General features: G+C 47.7%; 14 protein-coding genes and 1 tRNA gene. 9 read left to right on the top strand and 6 right to left on the bottom strand.

Annotated features, from left to right (window positions below; all coding sequences use genetic code 11):
- The first annotated feature begins 42 nt into the window (after nt 1-42).
- Nucleotides 43-2,223 carry an assimilatory nitrate reductase catalytic subunit NasC gene (nasC, locus tag MKX36_RS15685; protein WP_340864989.1) on the top strand — a complete coding sequence of 727 codons (2,181 nt, stop codon included), beginning with the start codon at nt 43-45 and terminating at the stop codon, nt 2,221-2,223.
- A gap of 131 nt (nt 2,224-2,354) precedes the next feature.
- On the opposite strand, the gene MKX36_RS15680 is transcribed toward nasC, so the two are convergent.
- The gene (locus MKX36_RS15680) at nt 2,355-3,428 is read right to left on the bottom strand and encodes an anthranilate phosphoribosyltransferase (protein ID WP_340864988.1); all 1,074 of its coding nucleotides are present in this window, start codon (nt 3,426-3,428) and stop codon (nt 2,355-2,357) included.
- Between the two features lie 20 nt (nt 3,429-3,448).
- On the bottom strand, nt 3,449-4,051 hold the full coding sequence (locus tag MKX36_RS15675) for an ANTAR domain-containing response regulator (protein WP_016822405.1): 603 nt from the start codon (nt 4,049-4,051) through the stop codon (nt 3,449-3,451).
- A 443-nt stretch (nt 4,052-4,494) separates the two neighbouring features.
- On the opposite strand from MKX36_RS15675, the gene nirB reads away from it, so the two are divergent.
- Both nirB and nirD read left to right on the top strand, forming a co-directional pair.
- Nucleotides 4,495-6,927 (top strand): nitrite reductase large subunit NirB, encoded by a 2,433-nt coding sequence (gene nirB, locus MKX36_RS15670; RefSeq protein ID WP_340864987.1) that lies wholly within the window; start codon nt 4,495-4,497, stop codon nt 6,925-6,927.
- 12 nt (nt 6,928-6,939) lie between these two features.
- On the top strand, nt 6,940-7,269 hold the full coding sequence (gene nirD / locus MKX36_RS15665; protein WP_290402752.1) for a nitrite reductase small subunit NirD: 330 nt from the start codon (nt 6,940-6,942) through the stop codon (nt 7,267-7,269).
- A gap of 272 nt (nt 7,270-7,541) precedes the next feature.
- On the opposite strand, the gene MKX36_RS15660 is transcribed toward nirD, so the two are convergent.
- Nucleotides 7,542-7,613 (bottom strand) — tRNA-Val (locus MKX36_RS15660).
- A 140-nt stretch (nt 7,614-7,753) separates the two neighbouring features.
- On the opposite strand from MKX36_RS15660, the gene MKX36_RS15655 reads away from it, so the two are divergent.
- Both MKX36_RS15655 and MKX36_RS15650 read left to right on the top strand, forming a co-directional pair.
- Nucleotides 7,754-8,197: a GNAT family N-acetyltransferase gene (locus MKX36_RS15655; protein WP_123797379.1), complete on the top strand. Its 444-nt coding sequence runs from the start codon at nt 7,754-7,756 to the stop codon at nt 8,195-8,197.
- 86 nt (nt 8,198-8,283) lie between these two features.
- Entirely contained in the window at nt 8,284-8,520 is a 237-nt protein-coding gene (locus MKX36_RS15650; RefSeq protein WP_016822393.1) for a DUF3892 domain-containing protein, read from the top strand.
- A 128-nt stretch (nt 8,521-8,648) separates the two neighbouring features.
- Here the strand turns inward: MKX36_RS15650 and MKX36_RS15645 are convergent, their stop codons facing one another.
- Nucleotides 8,649-9,407: an MBL fold metallo-hydrolase gene (locus MKX36_RS15645; protein ID WP_017427816.1), complete on the bottom strand. Its 759-nt coding sequence runs from the start codon at nt 9,405-9,407 to the stop codon at nt 8,649-8,651.
- A gap of 200 nt (nt 9,408-9,607) precedes the next feature.
- Between MKX36_RS15645 and MKX36_RS15640 the strand changes: the two genes are divergently transcribed.
- Nucleotides 9,608-10,165: a hypothetical protein gene (locus MKX36_RS15640; RefSeq protein WP_013371897.1), complete on the top strand. Its 558-nt coding sequence runs from the start codon at nt 9,608-9,610 to the stop codon at nt 10,163-10,165.
- Nucleotides 10,166-10,244: 79 nt separating this feature from the next.
- A complete protein-coding gene (locus MKX36_RS15635) occupies nt 10,245-10,550 on the top strand; it encodes a DUF1292 domain-containing protein (protein ID WP_007431055.1) in 306 nt (101 codons plus the stop codon).
- A 114-nt stretch (nt 10,551-10,664) separates the two neighbouring features.
- Here MKX36_RS15635 and MKX36_RS15630 read toward each other — a convergent pair whose 3' ends face one another.
- A complete protein-coding gene (locus MKX36_RS15630; RefSeq protein WP_016822391.1) occupies nt 10,665-12,140 on the bottom strand; it encodes an aminotransferase class I/II-fold pyridoxal phosphate-dependent enzyme in 1,476 nt (491 codons plus the stop codon).
- A gap of 187 nt (nt 12,141-12,327) precedes the next feature.
- Between MKX36_RS15630 and MKX36_RS15625 the strand changes: the two genes are divergently transcribed.
- Complete coding sequence (locus MKX36_RS15625; RefSeq protein ID WP_340864986.1) at nt 12,328-13,614, top strand: MFS transporter; 1,287 nt, start codon at nt 12,328-12,330, stop codon at nt 13,612-13,614.
- Between the two features lie 43 nt (nt 13,615-13,657).
- Here MKX36_RS15625 and MKX36_RS15620 read toward each other — a convergent pair whose 3' ends face one another.
- The gene (locus MKX36_RS15620; RefSeq protein ID WP_017427814.1) at nt 13,658-14,290 is read right to left on the bottom strand and encodes a YktB family protein; all 633 of its coding nucleotides are present in this window, start codon (nt 14,288-14,290) and stop codon (nt 13,658-13,660) included.
- A 279-nt stretch (nt 14,291-14,569) separates the two neighbouring features.
- Between MKX36_RS15620 and MKX36_RS15615 the strand changes: the two genes are divergently transcribed.
- Complete coding sequence (locus MKX36_RS15615; RefSeq protein WP_016822387.1) at nt 14,570-15,169, top strand: hypothetical protein; 600 nt, start codon at nt 14,570-14,572, stop codon at nt 15,167-15,169.
- The last annotated feature ends 161 nt before the right edge of the window (nt 15,170-15,330 follow it).

Below are 15,330 nucleotides of genomic sequence, written 5' to 3'. Positions count from 1 at the left end.
GATTGTGGGAGTTGTAGTGAATGGAGAGGGAAGGTGACTTTTATGTGTCAGTCAGGAGAAAACAAACTGGAAGCCGGTCAATACGTCCTCCCTGTGGTGGAGACACAGTGCCCATTTTGCAGCGTGCAGTGTAAGATGACTGTTAGTACGGAAACGGAAGCACTCGCGGGTATCGTTCGAACTGTGTATAAAGCGGAAGGGAAACCTAATGCAGCCTCACAAGGCAGGTTGTGCATCAAGGGAATGAATGCGCATCAGCATGCAACTCATGCAGAAAGGCTGACACAGCCTCTCCTGCGCAAAGAGGGCAGGCTCGTTCCTGTCCCATGGGGAGAGGCGATGGATGCTGTAACTAGCAGTTTCTCTTTGCTACTGTCCACGCAGGGTCCTGATGGAATCGGCATTTACGGCGGAGGCTCGTTATCGAATGAAACGGCTTATTTACTTGGGAAATTTGCCAGAGTGGCTATAGGTACGCGCTATATTGATTATAACGGGCGCTTCTGCATGTCGGCGGCAGCATCTGCTGGCAGCAAAGTGTTTGGTGTTGACCGCGGACTGACCTGTAGGCTGGCTGATATTCCGTTGGCTCGTTGTATTGTGCTTGCAGGCACGAATATCGCTGAGTGTCAGCCGACGTTAATGCCTTATTTTCACCAAGCGAAGGAAAATGGCGCGTTTATCATCGTAATTGACCCGCGCACGACTCCCACAGCGGCAATAGCCGATCTGCACCTGCAAATCAGACCAGGTACGGATGCTGTGCTGGCCAATGCCATGCTAAAGGTCGTCGTGGATGAGGGATTGATAAATGAAGAATTTATCCGCAAGCGGACCAACGGGTATGACCAGTTGTTGACTCATTTGAATGGGGTGGATCTGAACGAATCGGCTGCGTTGTGCGGAATTGAGGCAGAAATGATCCGGCAGGCAGCACGTGCCTTCGGTGGCGTGGAGACTGGCATCGTTTTTACAGCCAGGGGTGTCGAACAGCAGACAGATGGGCATATGGCGGTGCGTGCATTTCTTAATCTCGTGCTGGCCACCGGAAAGATTGGAAGAGAAGGGTGTGGGTATGGTGCCATCACAGGTCAGGGGAACGGGCAAGGGGGGCGAGAGCACGGTCAAAAGGCTGATCAGCTTCCTGGTTACAGATCGATTGAGAATGAAGCAGACCGAGCCTATGTTGCGTCCGTGTGGGGAGTTGAACCAAGCAGCTTGCCGGGAAAAGGAGTATCGGCCTATGAAATGATGGAGCTTGTGAATCAGGGAGAAATTCAAGCGCTGTTCGTGATGGGCTCTAATCCTGTTGTGTCTAACCCGAATGCACGGTTGGTCGAGGACGCGCTGGAAAAGCTGGATTTGTTGATTGTGGCGGATATGTTTCTCACTGAAACGGCACGAATGGCCGACGTTGTTTTGCCTGTGACGTCTTATTTGGAGAATACGGGAACGATGACTAATCTGGAAGGCCGCGTTTTGCTGCGGGAAGCGGTGCGCCTTGCACCGGGCGAAGCTAGAGATGACTGGAGCATTTTATGCCAAATAGCTGCAAGGTTGAACAAGGGGAGGTACTTCGCATATAAGGATGCAGAGGATATCTTTGAAGAACTGCGTCTCGCTAGCCGAGGGGGACTTGCTGATTATTACGGTATCACTTATGATAGGCTGCGTCGCGAGGAAGGGGTGTATTGGCCATGCCCATCTATGGATGAAGCTGGTACGGATACGATGTTTCGGGAAAGCTTTGCTCTTTCCGACCGAAGGGCTGTTTTTACAGTGGTTGAAAGCTGTGGAGCAGGAGAGGAAATATCCGAGGAATATCCGCTTACTTTGACGAATGGCCGCGTGCTGGTTCACTATTTGACTGGCGCGCAAACACGCAGAAGTCCTTCGCTGGCCGCGCGTGAGATTGAGAATTATGTAGAAATTCATCCGCGTACTGCGCAGCGCTGGTATATCAGGGACGGGGAGTGGGTGGAAATAACATCCCAGCGCGGCAGCTTCACCGTCCGCAGCCGGATCAGGCCACATATTCGCGAAGACACGCTTTTCGTGCCCATGCATTGGGGCGGGACGCAAAATGTAAATCGGGCGACCCGACCAGACCTTGATCCGTTCTGCCGGATGCCCGGCTTCAAGACGGCAGCTGTATGCATCCGTCCCCTCCGCCTAGCTGTAGCTGCAACCAGTGGACATAACTGGGAGTGGTCACAGTTCTAGAACAGGAAGGTGTGAGTGCATTTCTTTTTCCTTGCATAAAAGGCCCGCCCCCTTTGCATGAGCATGGGGGCGGACCTTTTTGAGTAGTTCAGTTTATGTCCCGATAAATGCTGGACTGTAGGAGACGAGTTTTATAAATGAAAATGGGGTTCGGATGTGTTGGCACCCGTTTTTATTTCTTTTCTCAACATAGCTTCACGCCAGCGGCAGTACAACTCCCAAGCGTTCCCGTTTTCAAGCAGCGGCTTGCAGGTGTACAAGCCTTCCTCAATGGAGTCGACCCGCCCTGCAATGAACAGTCGTACCGCGCCGTTGAGCAACACTTGATTCGAGAAGGCAGTAGGAGCTGTGCCTTGCAGCACTTCCTCTGATATGAGCAGCTGTTCAGCAGGGGTCCAGTGGTGTTCTGGTACTACCGAATCCAGCCCGTACATTTCGGGATCTATAACCTGGAGGGACACCTTACCATTAGCAAACAGGTAAGTCCGGGTCGGTCGATCGATGAATAGGTCCTCCGATCCTTCGCTCCCCTGGACGATCAAAGCCCTGCGATAACTCAGATTTTGCATGACCTTCGCCGTCTTGTCGAATACGGTGTTGTGGAAAACACCAAATACAATGTACGGGGAGGAACCGTAATCAACCAGTTTCTCGGCTGTGTTCAGTACTGTGCGAAGCCCCAACTCTTCGCGAATAGACCGCAGATCCCGCAGGGGCGTGCACCATTGTTCGGAAACAACGAAAAGCACGCCTGTCTGCTTCGCAGCATGAATGACGGTTTCGTGTGACATGTCCGCAGTCGCTACCCCCATCTCCTGCAACAAAAGTGGGAGTGTAACCCCCCATTTGGGAGGGAGGGGTGCACTCCCATGCATCGTTACAGGTAATCCGTATGAGGCAAGTAGAAAGGCAGTTGCGAAGGTAGCAATAAATGATGACTTCCTACCGTCGTACGGACCGGCGAAATCAATGCCTTCCTGCATGGGAAAACGGTGGGAATATTTGCGACAGACATTAACGAATGCTTCCAGCTCGGCAACACTCTCCATTTTGATGCGTTCCGCGGCAAAGAAGGCACCGATTTGAGCTGGGGTTGCTGACCGGGTCATAATCAGTTCGGCGGCAGCTTCGGCTTCGGCATAGTTCAGATCACGAGCGCCTCTTTTGCCGCGCCCAACTTCTTTTAATATTTCAATGATATTCATGTTCAAGGCCCCTTTCAGATTTATGCTTTTAGCATTTGCTGTGCTTTCACAATGGAGATGGCCACATCAACGATTCGTTTGCGCTCATTCATCGCTTTTTTACGCAGTAGGTCATATGCCTCCGCTTCCGGGATGCCGTTTACTTCGCCAAGTATCCCCTTCGCCATATCAATCCATTTGCGTTCTTCCAGCCGAGCGGTCAGTTGTTTGCGTTCACTTTGCCAATGCTGGCGTTCAAAAAAGCGTTTGGCGCTAAAATGAAGGGCCCAATTCAGCTCATGGGCTGCCATGGAAGGGGTTAGAATACCGTCGACAGTCACGTCTGCTTCACAAGCCTCCGTCGATGACAGCGCTGATGTCGCGCTGCACCACCAGAGCAACGGAATTGCTTTGGTTTGCTCCAACCTGCTACTCCACATACTGATTGTGCCGACAGGTATGTTTAGTACGGCCGCATCTGCATTATGGATGAGCTGTTTGATTTCAGATTCATGGCGGCAGGGCAAAGGCAGGTATCCATTGGATTCTAAAAGGTGCTCAGGTTCTGCCTGCCATGAGGGAATGGTGTCTGCCTGCTCGGATGCAGGGTCAGCATGTGAGTGAATTACCAACAAGGAACGCAAGCGGGCTCCTCCTCTCTTTAACATGAAGGGTAAATAAGCATGAGGATTGTATGTCTTGATAAGAAATGTGACATATAACTTGATGAGATGGGTTTGCTTTTCCATCATAATGAAGTGGAAACGGACTTTTAAACCATTTTGGCGTGTTTTGGACTGAAAATCAATCCTAATTTTGTAGAAGAGTGATATTTTATACGTCATCAATATGTTACTTAGTGATAAAATATTATTTTTACGAGATTTTGCGTAAGGAATATTGACATGTGATTTGAATCGTTATATATTGGCTACAGTACTTTAAATTCATACTCTGATGGATACAACGGCGTATTCGATGAAACGGCAATGGAGCCTGTTTTCACATGTGGAGGGATGTTTTGCATCCCCGTATGTGAAGCAGGCTTTTTATGTTTTAAGGATAGAAATGGAGAGGGAGTGACCTAATGAACTACATCCAAAAATTAGTGCTGGTCGGCAACGGAATGGCGGGGATACGCACTCTCGAACATTTGCTGAAGATCGCACCAGGTGCCTATGAGATTACGGTATTTGGGGCCGAGCCCCATCCAAACTATAATCGGATCATGCTGTCCTCTGTTCTGGCCGGTGGAGCAGGTTTGCAGGATATTATCATCAACGATTGGAATTGGTATGAAGACAATAATATCCGATTGTATACCGATGATCCTGTCACAGAGATCGATACGGAAAAGCGGCAGGTGACTTCACGATCCGGTGTATGCGTCTCTTATGATTTACTGTTGTTGGCAACAGGTTCTAAAGCCTTCATCTTGCCGCTTCCAGGAGCCGACAAGGATGGTGTGATTGGATTCCGGGATATTCGTGACTGCGAGACGATGATGGAGACGGCGAAGACGCACAAAAAAGCGGCTGTTATCGGCGGCGGATTGCTTGGGCTAGAGGCAGCCAGGGGGCTGCTCAATTTGGGGATGGACGTTACAGTTATTCATATTAACGGTTATATTATGGATCGGCAGCTGGATGAGGCTGCTTCCCTTATGTTACGGCGCGAGCTGGAGGAACAGGGAATGACTTTTCTGGTCAATAAGCGGACGGCGGCTATCACCGGGCGTCGTCGCGTGGAAGGGCTAAAGTTTGCTGATGGCAGCGAACTGGAAGCGGATTTGATCGTTATGGCGGTAGGTATCAAACCAGACATTGAACTGGCGGTGTCAGCGGGAATCCCCGTAAACCGCGGTGTCATCGTAAATGATCACATGGAAACGAATATTCCTGGCATATATGCCGTTGGAGAATGTGCAGAACACCGGGGAATCACTTACGGTCTGGTTGCCCCATTATATGAGCAGGGGGGCGTCCTGGCTCAGCGACTCGCGGGAATGGAGACTCCCGGCTACAGTGGTTCCGTTACTTCTACAAGATTGAAGGTATCGGGCGTCGATGTATTTTCAGCAGGAAATTACAAGGATGAGCCGGGAACGCGATCACTGCGGTATCAGGATGATATTGGTGGCGTCTACAAAAAAATCGTCATTAAGGAAGAAAAACTGATCGGTGCCGTTCTGTTTGGGGATACGTCTGATGGAGCCAAGTTGTTTTCTCTGATTAAAAGTGGGGAGTCGGTGGTTGGTCGAGAGAAAGAGTTGTTACTTGGCTTTAACCCTGGTCAATCAGAAGGTAGTGGCACCATGATGCTGGAGCAGATGCCTGAAGACGAAATTGTATGCGGATGTAATGGTGTATCCAAGGGTGACATTGGAGAGGCGGTTGCGGCTGGCTGTAAGAGTCTTGGGGAAATTAAGGCCTGCACGAAGGCATCGGCATCATGCGGCGGCTGCAAGCCATTAGTGGAGGGGCTCTTACAGCTGTACGCAGGTGCAGAAGCCGGAGAAGCGATTAAAGAGGGGATATGTGGCTGTACGACACTTGATCGGGAAGCGATTATTGATGGTATCCGAGAAATGGGGTTGAAGAGCGTCAAAGAAGTGATGAACGTGCTGGGCTGGAACGAAGCTGAAGGATGCACCAAATGTCGGCCGGCCCTCAATTATTATCTAGGTATGCTGTGGCCACTGGATTATGAGGATGAGAAGGAATCCAGATTTACGAATGAAAGGTACCATGCCAATATTCAGAAAGATGGCACCTACTCTGTGGTGCCCCGCATTTATGGAGGAGTTACTTCACCTGCCGACCTGAAGAAGATTGCTGCTGTCGCGGAGAAATACAATGTGCCTTTGGTTAAATTTACGGGTGGCCAACGTCTTGACCTGCTTGGTGTAAAAAAAGAAGATCTACCGGGAATCTGGTCCGAATTAGATATGCCATCGGGATATGCATATGGAAAGACATTGCGAACCGTCAAGACGTGTGTCGGTAACACTTTTTGTCGCTTCGGCACACAGGACGCTATGGGCATGGGCATCCGGTTGGAAAAGGCATTCGAACGTCTGAATGCGCCATCCAAAGTCAAACTGGCTGTGTCGGGCTGTCCGCGTAACTGCGCAGAAGCAACGATCAAGGACTTGGGTGTTGTCGCTATTGACGGTGGCTGGGGGATCTATATTGGAGGTAACGGCGGGATTAAAGTGCGGGCAGCAGAACTGCTGTGTACTGTAAAAACCGAGGATGAAGTGATGGAATGGACTGGTGCCTATTTACAGTATTACCGTGAGCAGGCGAATTGGAACGAGCGAACAGCTCATTGGGTAGAGCGGGTAGGCGTAGAGTCGATCAAACAGGTATTGGTAAATGCGGAGACGAGGCAGCAACTGGTAAGCAGAATTGAGGAGACGTTAAGCACAACGACTGATCCTTGGCACGAAATCATTCATGACGAAGAGCTGCGCAAAAACTTTGTACAGTTGCCTGAGCTTAAGGCAGTAATGGAATAGGGGGCGGACTAAATGGAGAGCAATACGACAACCAGTAGAATCAGGATAGCAGATCTGAACGAAATTGACCGACGTGGAGCAAGAACAGTTCACATTCATAATGCAGAGATAGCCGTATTTCGCCTTAGTGACGGCAGCGTGCGTGCGCTTGAGAACCGTTGTCCACACAAAGGGGGACGGCTATCTGAAGGAATGATATGCGGATCGGTGGTCCATTGTCCGCTTCATGATTGGAAAGTCGACCTGTCCACTGGTCAGGTGCAAGAGCCGGATACTGGATGTGTGACCACTTACCCGACGGAGATTGACAGTGAGAGTGGAGCAGTTTACATCGTAATCTAGGGGCATTAGGTTTATTTGCTTGGGGTGCTGGGCTTAGTTGTTCTTCTATATAATAGAAGAGATACGTATTGCCGAACAATTCTCTAGAATTCAATCTTGCTGAAAAAAGAGACATTGCTGCTTAAGCGTGGTGTATATAAAAAGTCAACCTTACTTCTGGTTGGCTTTTTTTTCGCCTAAATCTTGAACGACGGCCAGTTTCTCGTCTCGGCACCATTTGCTTTATCTTCAAACAAACAAAAAAAGCCTTGAAAATCAAGGCTTCTGACGAATAGGACGGATGGGGATCGAACCCATGACCCTTACCCTGTCAAGATAATGCTCTCCCGCTGAGCTACCGTCCTGTAGTTACTAGATAATATCATGTATTAACCATATATGTAAAGTGAAAAAATAGAAATCAGCCTGTACTTCATGACTATTTATATATATAATTCAAATTTAGTGAGTTTACATTTGAAATTAAGGATAGGAGGAACAGATGATGGCCGCAGAAATTATAACTGTAACAACAGAAGAGCAACTGCAGAAGGCAATATTGATCCGTACCAAAGTGTTTGTCGATGAGCAGAAGGTTCCTCTGGATCTTGAAATTGATCATTATGACAAGCTGGGAGATACCGCCCATCATTTGCTAATTTGTGAGCATGGGGAAATGGTGGCTACTGGTCGGCTGACATATTACGATGAAGAGACAGCTAAAATGCAACGTATTGCCGTTCTCAAGGAGCATCGTGCAGCAGGTTATGGACGTGTATTACTGCTAGCACTGGAGGAACGTGCACGTGAACTTGGGCTGAGATACTCGTTGTTAGATGCTCAATGTCAAGCTGAGAAGTTTTACGAAAAGCTTGGCTATGAAACGATCTCCGATGAACCTTTTGACGATGCGGGAATACCGCATGTACGTATGCGTAAAAAGTTGTAGTCGAGGCACAGGGTGTATACAAAGCTGTACAATGCGCATGCTAGTAAAAGTTCCTCCACTATACTATGGATAAGGAGCGATGCAGCATGGCTAATACAGAACGAGAACAAATTACGGCAGTACGTAAAAACGGGGATGGCGATCTTGCGTCATTTCAGACGTCTACTGGACGGATTTTGGATTATAGCCAAGCGTTGAACGAGATTGAAGCAGGTTCAATTGCAGGCGTCAACGTGTTCAAGGCCAAGGATGGAAGCAAACGAATTCGAGGGGATGCCGATGGAGATCCTTCTAATAACCTGGATCAACTGCCGTTGTTCTGACCTTGACTCGCAACATTAACGTCCAAGCTTATCATTGTATACAAAAAATATGCAGCAAGCCGCCTAGCTATCCTTTGTAGGAAAGTCGGGCGGCTTTTTGTTAATTGTTAATACTCCCTTTAGCTCGGTTACTCTGCACGTTCCAATTCTACTAGCGGATATACTCGTTGCTGCTCCAGAAAGGACATAATCCCTGCCTTATCTCTAAATTGTTCCATATCGTCACTATAGTGCATCAGATGAATTTGCTCTTGAAGAGGTGTTGGCAAGCTTAGCAGCTCATCTAACGTTGTATGGACTTCTCCGGCACCTTGTAATTGAACCTCATGTAAAATGCTTCGACATCCCCGTTCATGCACCAGATGATGAAGTAAATCGGGATCAAAAACCATGTCCGCACTATAAAAAAGACGATCATTAATGAACAAAGAGTAACTGTTTTTACCAGGAATATGCCGTGTAGGGATCAGCTCTACCTGGATACCCGGTACTAAGGTGGTGGGTACGCCAGGGGTTATGACATTTACCTCGAATACATCCTCAAGCTTGTCAATCATACCTTGCTGTGACATGCCGCCCTTGAGCGTATGCTCCCATAAAGGGTGGATTAATGGTTCGGCGATATAAAGCAGAGGTTTGCGACGATGGAGGATATTCATTTGAAAACCAAATTCCTCTAGGCCTCCGACATGATCTGCGTGAATATGTGTGATTAAAATAGCGTCAATATCAGGCAAAGGGACACCCATCTGGTGTAATGCTAGAGATGCGGTTGTACCGCAATCGATCAGCAGCTTGCCTTCCCCGCTATCCAGCAGCGCGTTGTTGTTGTAATAATGCTTGGCAAAGGCGCTACCTGTACCAAGCATCTGTATCGTTAGGCCCATTATGGATTCACCCTCCAGACGATGTGTTATAAGACACTCTACAATCGTATTTTAACATCTAGGCTGCAGGAACTAAAGATTTGGCTCCTTATGTAAAAACTTTGGACAATTTGTGAAACACAGCGCAACTTGTGCGGCTGAGCTAGGTATAAATGTACGACAGATGGTTTTTAACAGATAACGATGGAGGGATATGTAGTATGAAATGGAGAAAAGTGATGGCCCTAGTGATGGCCTTTTCAATAATGGGAGGGACCGTCATTTCGGCGGAGTCCGCCAAGGACCAAGTGCAGTTGATTATTAACGGAGAAGTGTCAAAAGATGGCGCAGTTGTCATTGATGGGAAAACTTATGTGCCTATCCGTGACTTTAACGGGCTTGTAAATTTTGATCCCTCTGGTGGAAAAGTTGTCTTCGACCAGCCAAACGTGCATATGTTCCTGTTCAAGGGAGATACTGTGTTTGGTAACGTGAATAAAGGTAACAAAGTGAAGTTTAATGTTTTCAGCCAAATTGATACCCTGAAAACAGATATCTCCGGAGTGAAAGTAGCGATTACCGACCCTTCGGGCAATGTAAAGGATATTCAGTCCCAAGATATCAAAGGAGCGCAAAAGGATAACTTCTGGTTCCGTACGAACGACTTTACGTATGATTTCAAAACAGCAGGGAACTATCGAGTCGGTTTCTACATTAAAGAAAGTAAAGACGGTAGTTATACACTGGTATCCGAAAAAGTCATTACAGCGATAAATTAGGCATACCACAAATTGACCTGCACTCTTGATCATGTTACGATACGAGGGAAAATAAAACAATTTGAAGGTAGGTATTTCCATGAGTGATCACAAACATGAACACGGTGAAGCCTGCAACCACGATCATGACCACGAACATGAAGAAATGGTTCTTACGCTAACTGATGAAAATGGCAAAGATGTAGAAATGGTGCTGGTAGAGACCTTTGACGTAGAAGATCACGTGTATGCTCTGTTGCTTGAGCGTGGCAATCCCGAAGCGGATGGTATCATTCTTCGTATGGAAGAAGAAAACGAAGAAATGGTGCTTTACAATATTGAGGACGAAGATGAGTGGAAGCGTGTAGAAGCAGCTTATAGCGAGCTTGTTGCCCAATACGAATAAGATTGGATACAGCAACTGCTCTTGCTCTTCAAAACACTAGAAAAGCCCCCGAATGGGGGCTTTTTTTGTTGACCATCAACATTTTTTTGCATGCAGATGCTAACAGATCATTGTTTAAGAAATAGCGTCAGTTTCAACGATAACCTTCACCTGATGTACCGTTCGATCCTCAGGTCCTTTAACAGGCAGGCCTACTTCCACATGATCTACAATATAATCAATATTGTCCTGCGAAATAACTTCGCCCGGCAATAGGATTGGGATGCCTGGTGGATATACATAAATGAATTCTGCAATGATACGGCCAGCAGATTCCTTGAAGGGTACGATTTCCGTATCTCCGTAAAAAGCGTCTCTCGGAATGAGGGAGAGCTGCGGTATATCCGGTATCTTTACAACCAGCTCATGCTGCTGACCTGTGGAATAGTGCAGTGAAGCCAGCTCGCGCAAAGCTTTTAATAAAATGTCAATTTCCTCTTTGGTATCACCAGGAGTCACCAAACAGAGAATATTATACATATCGCTAAGCTCAACTTCGATATTGTAGTGATCTCTCAGCCAATTTTCCACATCATATCCGGTAAGGCCTAAATGGCGAATATGAACCGTCACTTTGGTCGGATCATAATCATAGGTAGCTTCCGTGCCAAGAATTTCACTGCCAAAGCAATATAGCCCTTCGATTTTGTTGACCTCTGCGCGGCAATATTCAGCTAATTCCAGAGCACGTTGTGCGATTTCATGGCCATTAAGGGCCAAATTGCGTCGGGATGTGTCCAACGAAGCCAGCAGAATATACGAAGTGGACGTCGTTGTCAGCATACTGAAAATAGTTTGTACACGCTGCGGATTAACGAATCCGTTTTTTGTATTTACATTTAGTATCGAGCTTTGAGTCAAAGAACCACCCAGCTTGTGAACGCTTGTAGCTGACATGTCTGCCCCCGCCTCCATGGCGGACATCGGCAAATCAGCGTGAAAATGAATCAGTACTCCGTGAGCCTCATCGACCAGGACCGGCACATTATAGCTGTGAGCGAGATCTACAATTTCCTTCAAATCGGCGCACACACCGTAATATGTCGGGTTGATGACAAGGACGCCCTTGGCGTCAGGGTGACGTTCCAATGCCCGGCGTACGGACTTGGTTGTAACCCCGTGGTGAATACCGAGATTCTCATCACTGACCGGAGAAATGAATACCGGCTTCGCACCAGCGAAGATGATGGCTGACATTATGGATTTGTGTATATTTCGGGGTACAATAATTTTATCACCTGGCATACAAATGGACATAATCATGGTGATAATGGCTCCGCTTGTCCCCTGTACACTGTAATAAGTATAATCAGCTCCGAAGGCTTCTGCTGCAAGCTTTTGAGCTTCTTCAATGACGCCTGATGGCTGATGCAGATCGTCCAATGGAGCGATATTGATCATATCTATGGAAAAAGCATTATCCCCCATAAATTCGCGAAATTCCCGATCTGCCCCCACTCCCTTTTTATGACCTGGGATGTGAAATTGAACCGGGTTGCTCTGAGCATGCTTTTTCAAAGCAGTAAAAAGCGGGGTGTTGCTTTGATTCATTAGTGTTGTCACAACCTTTCATGCAGGATTTCGACAATCCTGTGCAATTGATAATAGAACAAAATTGAGTATAGCAGTTTGAAGTAGGAATGCAAGCGATTGAGGGCGCATTTATTTGCGAAAGAGTGGAGTAGGCGGAGAACCCCGAAAGTATAGACAAAAAACAAAGGCGGAGGATGTGGGATAGATGAAGCAAATTAGACGAAAAAAAGCTTCGCAGCGGCTGTGGACTCCTTTTTTCGCCAAATTATGGATACTGGTGTTTCTGGTCGAATTTATGAAGGGATCTCTTCTGGTATCGATCCTGCCGGTATATATGGGAGAAACGTTGGGGCTGTCGGCCGGAATTATCGGTTTAGCCTTTTCGCTTCAGTATTTCGGAGACAATGCATTCCGGGCACCGGCGGGCTGGATGGCTGAACGGCTCGGTTACCGTGGCACGATGTCAACCGCGTTGTTGTTTACACTTGTAGCGATCATTATGCTAAGCGCACTGACGGAACCTGTGTGGCTCGTCATCGCGTGTCTGTTACTAGGACTGGGGACATCTCCGCTCTGGCCTTGTGTGATGACTGGAACGACCGAAATGTCCGGACCTAATAACAATAATGGTGCAGCGATGGGAACACTGGAAATTGCGTCCATGGGCGGAACGGGCTTGGGTCCACTCGTTATGAACTTCGCCATATCCCACTACGGACACTCTTACGGTATGGTGTTCATGATTTTGATAGGATGCAGTATTGTATTACTACTGGTTGCTCTTATGCTGCCTGGAACGAACAGGTCTGCTGGCAAAGGTGACCTCGAACAGAGCGCTCTCATATCTTCTGATGGGAAGTCCAAGCAGAAGCGGCAAGTGCTGAGTGGTATCCAGGAGACGATCAACACGCTCAAAACCAAGCTTAATGTGAATCCGTTAATTTACCCTGCGCTGTTTTTGCAGTCCTTTGTCATCGGTTTGATCAGCCCTGTGCTAACGCTGTACGCGCGGACGGATCTCGGAATTTCACCGAACTTGTATAGCGTGCTTCTGATTGCCGGCGGTGGGGTGACTGTGCTGGCATTGATCCCTTGTGGCAAGCTGGTGGATCGCCTTGGAACCAAGTACTTTTTGCACATCGGATTTTTGCTTGCCGGGACCACGCTATTTTTCTTTTCAACAGTACAGACCATCCCGCTTGTGTTTGTATCCGTAGCAATTATTGGCTTGGGATATGCGCTCATTTTGCCTGCATGGAACACGTTTCTTGCCCAACTGATTCCGGAAAGCGAGCGTGCAACAGTATGGGGCTTTTTTTTAACACTCCAAGGCTCTGGCATGGTTATCGGTCCGCTCGTTTCAGGAGTGCTATGGGACCGCGCTGGACACACAGCTCCATTTATCATCAGTGGGATCGTGATGCTGCTCATGTTTGGCTGCCATCTGGCTTTGGCGCGCAATCCACGGAGAAAAACCGTTGTTAAGGCTTGAACGGTGCTTTTAGAAGCGGGTCAGGGCCGCATTTATTCTGAAGCTATTCCTTTGGAAAAGACATCCGGTACAGTGGCAGCAAATGCTCAAAAGTGGAACGCACTGTCTGCAGTAGCGCAGCTCCGTCACTAGCGAGAGGATCATTACGATCAATGCGGAGCCCGCACATGACCTCGGCTTTTTTCACCTGCTGCAGCTTGTTAATGATGGTTTGAAACTCTTCAGTGTCCATTTGCTGCTGTTCTGTACCTTGTGGAGCCATATGATCCATGGACCAGTAAAAGTGACCTGGTATGTTAGATCGCACATCGCTCAGGTTGGTTTCAAGCGCCTGGGCAAATGTGATTTTATTCGGACTTTCATAAATGACTGCGAATATGACGAATATATGGGAAGCGAACATACCTACCTCAAAATGCGGCAACGCCTTATACCCGCGTTTATTTGCCGCCCAGGCTACCCATGTATCGATCGGGGGGTTGACCTTGCGTCGTGCATGCTTGGCAACGTGAACGTGCATAGGCTCCCCGCATAAGTCCGTCAGGAAGGGGGCTAACTCCTCGCCAATCGCCTCCAACTTGGGCCGAACCTGTTGAATCAGCACCTCCATGCGAGGTTCCAATCCTGGTATCTCAAAAACATCAAAGTCCTTTGCAGTAAATCCACTAAATGTCATTCCTATTCCTCCTGTAACTAGGCTAAGCCATATCGTGTGGCGTATTATGTCCGATTATAGCATAATGTCAGCGGGCTTGACCGTCTTTAGACCAGGCTCGGTACAAGCACATAAGGCAAAAGTAGGATTGTGCGCTGTTACTCATAAAAATAGGTCAAATAACCAAGTACCCTTACATAAAATGAAGTATAAAATAGAGCAAGGGAAGATCAAGCGGGAAAGCCGCAGGCTTGCTGTAGCCGGACTTCTTGAATCGGACTTGAAAAAGGAGGGAATGCCGTGAACAAGGGCTGTGAGGTAGAATATTGCAATCTAGAGCTCCGGTTTAGCCGTCGGCATATCCATAATCTGATCAAGGATTTGATATCGGAAGGGTATTCGCTGTACTGGAGCGAGGATGAGTCGTATCTGGTTTTGTCGGTGAGAACCGGGCGCAAGCTGGTGAAGCTCCGTTTTCAGCAATTGCGCACAGGACACTATAAGCTGGCTGGAGATTATGTAATCCGCGATGCCAAGCTGGCTGAGTGGTTGGAGAAGCTAATTGGAAGTACTCGAGGTCATGCCATTGTCAAAAGAGTCAAGGATCATCATATCTTGGTAGAAAATATTTTGTTCGGCGAGGTCATTCGTCTGGTCGAGGTTACTGGCTTTAAGCAGCGTGTTATTTATCAGAAAGGACCCGTGCTGTCCGCTCAGGAAATGGAAGATATGTACGCTTCCAATGAAGGGGAAACCCGGCTGCTGCTGCTCAAAATGGAAGTGGATGATGAATTGGAGAAGCTGTTCACAGCCATGACCGAGGAAGATACGATTAAAATCGAGAATTGCCACAAACGCCTGCAAACGCTATCTCACCAACTGCTGATGATGGAAGCGTAGTACATCGGAACACCTCATGCAAATGGGGTGTTTTGATCTGTGATTAGACAGGGGTTCACTTCTGACACTAAAAACGTTAAAATAGAAGTGCACGTGTTCCGATTCACATAAAGTGTAATGCGGTAAAGCGGCGATATAGAATACAAAATATGTTGCAAAGG

This window comes from Paenibacillus sp. FSL W8-0439, assembly GCF_038008995.1.
In the GTDB taxonomy this organism is placed as follows: Bacteria; Bacillota; Bacilli; order Paenibacillales; family Paenibacillaceae; genus Paenibacillus; species Paenibacillus polymyxa.
This window is presented reverse-complemented; position numbering and strand designations above follow the sequence as displayed.

Excerpts from the sequence above, each read along its gene's own strand:
- nasC (WP_340864989.1), top strand. The coding sequence starts at position 43 with ATGTGTCAGTCAGGAGAAAACAAACTGGAAGCCGGTCAATACGTCCTC.
- MKX36_RS15680 (WP_340864988.1), bottom strand. The coding sequence starts at position 3,428 with ATGAATATCATTGAAATATTAAAAGAAGTTGGGCGCGGCAAAAGAGGC.
- nirB (WP_340864987.1), top strand. The coding sequence starts at position 4,495 with ATGAACTACATCCAAAAATTAGTGCTGGTCGGCAACGGAATGGCGGGG.
- nirD (WP_290402752.1), top strand. The coding sequence starts at position 6,940 with ATGGAGAGCAATACGACAACCAGTAGAATCAGGATAGCAGATCTGAAC.
- MKX36_RS15655 (WP_123797379.1), top strand. The coding sequence starts at position 7,754 with ATGGCCGCAGAAATTATAACTGTAACAACAGAAGAGCAACTGCAGAAG.
- MKX36_RS15650 (WP_016822393.1), top strand. The coding sequence starts at position 8,284 with ATGGCTAATACAGAACGAGAACAAATTACGGCAGTACGTAAAAACGGG.
- MKX36_RS15645 (WP_017427816.1), bottom strand. The coding sequence starts at position 9,407 with ATGGGCCTAACGATACAGATGCTTGGTACAGGTAGCGCCTTTGCCAAG.
- MKX36_RS15640 (WP_013371897.1), top strand. The coding sequence starts at position 9,608 with ATGAAATGGAGAAAAGTGATGGCCCTAGTGATGGCCTTTTCAATAATG.
- MKX36_RS15635 (WP_007431055.1), top strand. The coding sequence starts at position 10,245 with ATGAGTGATCACAAACATGAACACGGTGAAGCCTGCAACCACGATCAT.
- MKX36_RS15630 (WP_016822391.1), bottom strand. The coding sequence starts at position 12,140 with ATGAATCAAAGCAACACCCCGCTTTTTACTGCTTTGAAAAAGCATGCT.
- MKX36_RS15625 (WP_340864986.1), top strand. The coding sequence starts at position 12,328 with ATGAAGCAAATTAGACGAAAAAAAGCTTCGCAGCGGCTGTGGACTCCT.
- MKX36_RS15620 (WP_017427814.1), bottom strand. The coding sequence starts at position 14,290 with ATGACATTTAGTGGATTTACTGCAAAGGACTTTGATGTTTTTGAGATA.